Genomic DNA, 4,619 nt, shown 5'->3' with positions numbered 1-4,619 from the left:
TCCTAGGAGCTCTAAAAATAAATCCATTGTTTACGATTACCTTAAAATGCCTAACTTTTAAATAAGGGGCGCAGGCACGTGGGGCATAATGGCGAAGCCGCCCTGCGTGTATGCGTCCCAGCGAACGAAGTGAGTGACTTAATTTTTTTGTTATGTGCCACCCAATACATCCTTACAAGTAGTAGCTCAATAAGCCATCTGAGCTTTCTATATTTAAGATATCCATAATTATCTCTAAATGGTCCCCAAAGTGTTCTTTCGCTTCAGTGTCTTGCATTTCCATGATTTCTAATTCTGGCAAGAAAGTTTCCATGACCCAAAGTTTTGATGGATTTTGCAAAAGGCCATTAATTAGAGTGTCTAAAATTGAGTCTAACATTTTAGTTAATAGCTGTTTTTCGTTTGGAACACTTCCGGGCAGTTCAGAAAAAAACTCGCTATCTTTAAAACTTTTTAACTCGGATAAAGTTGACTGAGTGATGACCAAAGTCTGATCTTGAACTTCTAATAAAGGACTGTATCCCATATTATCCTCTTGGCACATAACACCCACATAAGGGGCAGTAATACGTGGGCTAAAATCCGAGCGAAGCGACAGAGCCCACGTTTTACTGTCCCAGCGAGCCTGCGAGCGGCTTAATGTGATTGTTATGTTCGAGCGTAAAACTTCCTGAGTACTACTTCAGTTTTGTTTAGTTCTGAAGTGACCGACTTGAACCCGCCTTCAAGAAAGAAGGAGAGGTTTTGAGTAATAAAGTCTATATCAAGAGCAAGGATCTTCTGGTAACCAGATGTTCTATGTGCATCTCGTTCTCGCAACTTTTCCAAGCCATCCAAATAACAAATGGCTTGCTCTATTGTAAATGGCTCACTTAATTTTGTTGCACCAAATGTTGTTAGAAGACCAAAGCCCCAGTGTATGCCCTCAAATCCAATAAAAATATCTGGATTCTTAAACCTAACTTTAAACGGGTTGATATAAGTGCCGCCACAAACGATACACTCTTTAAGAGCATACTCTTGGGCTACAGCGTCAAAAGACGACCGACAACGACTTTTAAACAAATCAACTTGAGCTTGGTTATTCATACTAGAACATAACTTTTAAATAAGGGGCGCAGGCACGTAGGGCATAATGGCGCAGCCGCCCAGCGTGTTTGCGTCCCAGCCCGCGCAGCGGGCGTACTTAATTTTTTTGTTATATTGCATTTTTCAATACAGCCTTTGTTTTACCAAGAGGGTTAACCGCTATGCGCTGAAGCTGTATACCAAAGTTACAAATTGCTTGAGGCTCGACTTTCATATCAAAGTTAACTTTATAGCTTTCGTTTCTGACATTAGTGAAAGATTCGATGTGAGCAATAGTAACAGCAAACATTGTATGGCCAGAACTGTCTGTACAGAAAGCATGAATGGAAAAATAAGAAAGATCAGGGGTGGAACGGCTTTTGAACTCGAGCTCATCTTTTGTGGTTCGAGGAAACTTCTCAAGAAGTCTTCCCAGATGCTCAATCTCCTCTCTATTTGTATAGCAATCTGCTTGGCCAGAGAACTGCCCATTACTACCGAATATAGAGATTTCAAATAAAGATTCATCTTCCCATATTGATGAAACTACGAGCTGACTTTCCATGTTACTCCTGCAATATAACTTTTAAATAAGGGGCGCAGGCACGTAGGGCATAATGGCGAAGCCGCCCTGCGTGTTTGCGTCCCAGCCCGCGCAGCGGGCGAACTTAATTTTTTTGTTATGCATGCTTCGAAATGACCTCATATTGAGTTTTGAAGTGATGAAGAATTAAGAAGCCCGCAATCGTTAGACTAGCAAGTCCACAAAGATAATTGATGTTAAACAATAATGTTTCAGCAACGCTATCTGAATCCACAAAGATGTAGGATGTAGACAGTGCATACAAAGCTGCAACAGGAAACACCATAACCTTATACCGGATAGGCTTAGTCTCTAAAACCGCCATCACCAATGCCAAGGAAAACCAAATCGAGCTTAATGGACCCAGATAAGACGCGGATAACCGAATAATTCTTCCCATTTCCACACTTATAAGCATTGTAAAAGAAGATATGAATCCGAGTGTTTCGGCTAGTATTGGGCCGATAAACATACCGATTAAGAACACTTTAACTGCCTTGTGCAATATAAACTCCTTTTAATGCATAACACCCCAACTTAGGGGCAATAACACGTAGGCTAAAATGGAAGCGAAGCGACTGAGCCTACGTGTTATTGTCCCAGTGAGTGCCAGCGAGCGGCTACAGTTATTTGTTATGTGCTAACTACATGATTTAAAAAGTGCTGCCACGAATCTGCCACTTTAATTGCAGTATCATTTGCCATGCCAATTAAAGGAAGAAGAAAGATTTCTCCCGCAGGGTTAAATGCATATATTTCACCGCCGCCATTTGAGGCGAAAGCAATAAAACCGGGCACGTATTCATTTATTTTAATGTCATCGTTCAATTCTTGTATTGAGTGCAATGGCTCTAAGTCAAAATAATCAGCATTATCTAAAGAGGTTTCACCGTAGTAAATTTTGGTGAATTCCAAATATTCTTTATATTCAGTGGGTAGTAATTTAATCATGGCACATAACTTTTAAATAAGGGGCGCACGCATGTGGGGCATAATGGCGAAGCCGCCCCGCATGTTTGCGTCCCAGCCCGCGCAGCGGGCGAGCTTAATTTTTTTGTTATAAGACATGTTACTTAAAACCCTGAATAGTGCCATTGGTGCCAACGATTAGGCATACGCTACCATAATATAAGCAATCATCTTTTATGAATGGTCGAGAGCCATAAATATCCAGTGGAACAATATTATCAACTTCGTTGACGCTTTTACCTATGAGCTGCGCATTTGTTAGAACGAACAGTTGCTCCGATATTTTAGTTTGGGTTTCTAGGCTTGCTTCCATGTAAGTTAAAGAGACACCGTTATCCAAACTCCGATACAACCAAAACACGTTGGTTAGCAGGAGTAATATTGAAAGGATACTGATAACAACCTTGTTCACTGAGTTTCCTTTGTCTTATAACGCCCAAATAATGGGCTAAAAATAGTGGGCTAAAATGGAGCGAAGCGAACAGCCCGCTGTTTTTAGTCCTGTTAATTTGCTTGTTATACGGCGTTTACATCACAAGTTCGAACAAGGGAATTGAACCCTCCGTACACCATTCGCTTAGCATCAAAACCTGAATTAGATGAATTAATCAAATCAACCACCCTTGAATCTGAACTAACCTTCTCGTTTGCCAAATCACGTGTCTCACGAGAATCAAATACTACCCATCCAAATACGACGATTTCATTATCCGTTGCCGCTACGACATCAGTGAACGAGCGGGTACCTTCAAGGCTCATATCGTCACCGACATACTCGAAGTAATCAAGTGCACCATGTTCTTTCCAAATCTGTGCAACTGACTCAGCAAGCCGCTTGTATTCATTTAGATGATTTCGAGAAAGGGGAAACACGAATCCGTCAATGTAATTAGCCATACTTACTCCAATAGAGGTGACTGAACAGAGCTTCAGCCATATAACACTAAGCTTTGGGGCGCTAGCACGTGGGCTAAAATCCGAGCGAAGCGAGCCCACGTGTTAGCGTCCCAGCGACCGGAGGGAGTGCCAACAGCGTTTTGTTAGGCGTACAAAGGAACGTACGCAGCTTTGCTGCCACCACTAGCCAAGTAGCTAGCTTGTTTAAATTATTGAATTTAAGATAAAACAACCCTGTGCGAAATGCCAGATGTTAACGGTAATGCTGGATAAAAGAACGAGTTTAAAAGACTGGTGATGTTGAATGTTGGCGTTGCGGTGTTAATGAAAAGCGCGTTGCTAAAGCCGTTGAAACTACCAAAAAAGCAAGCCGTAAGGACAACCTAGCGAAACAGCCTCGATGCTGTAATGTCACGGCCGAACCTACTTTTTAATGCTGTAAGTAAATGACGCCTAACACTAAGCTAAGGGGCAAAAGCGCAATGCGAGAATAGCGAAGCCGCATTGTGTTTTTGTCCCAGCGGCCCGCTGAGCGGGTTGCGACTTGAGCGTTTTGTTATAGCTTTTGCTCAGAATCATCTTCTTCTTTAGGTTTGAACGAGTTCGCAGACGTTGTGTACCCACAAGATTTGCAAATACGATCACCTGAATCGGCTCCATTTACACGCTCCTTATATGTATCTTCGGAACCACATTTAGGGCATATGTACTTTTTTTTCATACTCCATCTTCTCCGTTAAATTGATTCAGAATTAATTAAAACACTGTCGATTTTATTTAGCTATAACGCCCTGTTAACAGGCAAAAAATAGTTGGTTAAAATTAGCGACGAAGGAGCAAAAACCAACTGTTTTTTGTCCTTGTTTAACAGCTTGTTAGGTATACTTTTACCAGAACTTCCACCAAGGGTTATTAGAATCACCTTCCGAACCATCGGGATAAACAATAAGCTCGGCTTGGGGGCTAAATATTGAAAGTTCATGTTTTTGTGCCAAATCTGCCACTAATTCATATACATAATCTGCCTTAGGCCAAACACAACTTATAATTAAGTGCCCCTCTGATTTATCAAAAGCAACACTCCAAGGGCACAGTTCAATAT

Annotated in this window: 9 protein-coding genes; all 9 read right to left on the bottom strand. The window is 41.5% G+C overall.

What is annotated here, in order from left to right:
• Positions 1-172: 172 nt before the first annotated feature.
• Positions 173-526 carry a DUF4844 domain-containing protein gene (locus KYS23_RS20415; RefSeq protein ID WP_246604532.1) on the bottom strand — a complete coding sequence of 118 codons (354 nt, stop codon included), beginning with the start codon at positions 524-526 and terminating at the stop codon, positions 173-175.
• A gap of 122 nt (positions 527-648) precedes the next feature.
• Positions 649-1,089 carry a hypothetical protein gene (locus KYS23_RS20410; protein WP_218420060.1) on the bottom strand — a complete coding sequence of 147 codons (441 nt, stop codon included), beginning with the start codon at positions 1,087-1,089 and terminating at the stop codon, positions 649-651.
• Positions 1,090-1,198: 109 nt separating this feature from the next.
• Entirely contained in the window at positions 1,199-1,633 is a 435-nt protein-coding gene (locus tag KYS23_RS20405) for a hypothetical protein (protein ID WP_126874065.1), read from the bottom strand.
• Positions 1,634-1,748: 115 nt separating this feature from the next.
• Positions 1,749-2,051, bottom strand: coding sequence for a hypothetical protein (locus KYS23_RS20400; RefSeq protein WP_218419996.1), 303 nt, complete (start codon positions 2,049-2,051; stop codon positions 1,749-1,751).
• Between the two features lie 233 nt (positions 2,052-2,284).
• Complete coding sequence (locus KYS23_RS20395) at positions 2,285-2,602, bottom strand: SMI1/KNR4 family protein (RefSeq protein ID WP_159531472.1); 318 nt, start codon at positions 2,600-2,602, stop codon at positions 2,285-2,287.
• A gap of 118 nt (positions 2,603-2,720) precedes the next feature.
• Complete coding sequence (locus KYS23_RS20390; protein WP_218420007.1) at positions 2,721-3,032, bottom strand: hypothetical protein; 312 nt, start codon at positions 3,030-3,032, stop codon at positions 2,721-2,723.
• 104 nt (positions 3,033-3,136) lie between these two features.
• The gene (locus KYS23_RS20385; RefSeq protein WP_218396082.1) at positions 3,137-3,517 is read right to left on the bottom strand and encodes a DUF1428 domain-containing protein; all 381 of its coding nucleotides are present in this window, start codon (positions 3,515-3,517) and stop codon (positions 3,137-3,139) included.
• Positions 3,518-4,073: 556 nt separating this feature from the next.
• A complete protein-coding gene (locus KYS23_RS20980) occupies positions 4,074-4,238 on the bottom strand; it encodes a TFIIB-type zinc ribbon-containing protein (RefSeq protein ID WP_218420058.1) in 165 nt (54 codons plus the stop codon).
• 166 nt (positions 4,239-4,404) lie between these two features.
• On the bottom strand, positions 4,405-4,619 hold a 215-nt coding region (locus tag KYS23_RS20375), incomplete at its 5' end, for a hypothetical protein (protein ID WP_218420057.1).

The sequence above is a fragment of the Alteromonas lipotrueae genome, from assembly GCF_019249255.1.
In the GTDB taxonomy this organism is placed as follows: Bacteria; Pseudomonadota; Gammaproteobacteria; order Enterobacterales; family Alteromonadaceae; genus Alteromonas; species Alteromonas lipotrueae.
This window is presented reverse-complemented; position numbering and strand designations above follow the sequence as displayed.

Bases quoted from the DNA above. Each gene is read 5' to 3' on its own strand.
- KYS23_RS20415 (WP_246604532.1), bottom strand. From the start codon at position 526: ATGGGATACAGTCCTTTATTAGAAGTTCAAGATCAGACTTTGGTCATC.
- KYS23_RS20410 (WP_218420060.1), bottom strand. From the start codon at position 1,089: ATGAATAACCAAGCTCAAGTTGATTTGTTTAAAAGTCGTTGTCGGTCG.
- KYS23_RS20405 (WP_126874065.1), bottom strand. From the start codon at position 1,633: ATGGAAAGTCAGCTCGTAGTTTCATCAATATGGGAAGATGAATCTTTA.
- KYS23_RS20400 (WP_218419996.1), bottom strand. From the start codon at position 2,051: ATGGGAAGAATTATTCGGTTATCCGCGTCTTATCTGGGTCCATTAAGC.
- KYS23_RS20395 (WP_159531472.1), bottom strand. From the start codon at position 2,602: ATGATTAAATTACTACCCACTGAATATAAAGAATATTTGGAATTCACC.
- KYS23_RS20385 (WP_218396082.1), bottom strand. From the start codon at position 3,517: ATGGCTAATTACATTGACGGATTCGTGTTTCCCCTTTCTCGAAATCAT.
- KYS23_RS20980 (WP_218420058.1), bottom strand. From the start codon at position 4,238: ATGAAAAAAAAGTACATATGCCCTAAATGTGGTTCCGAAGATACATAT.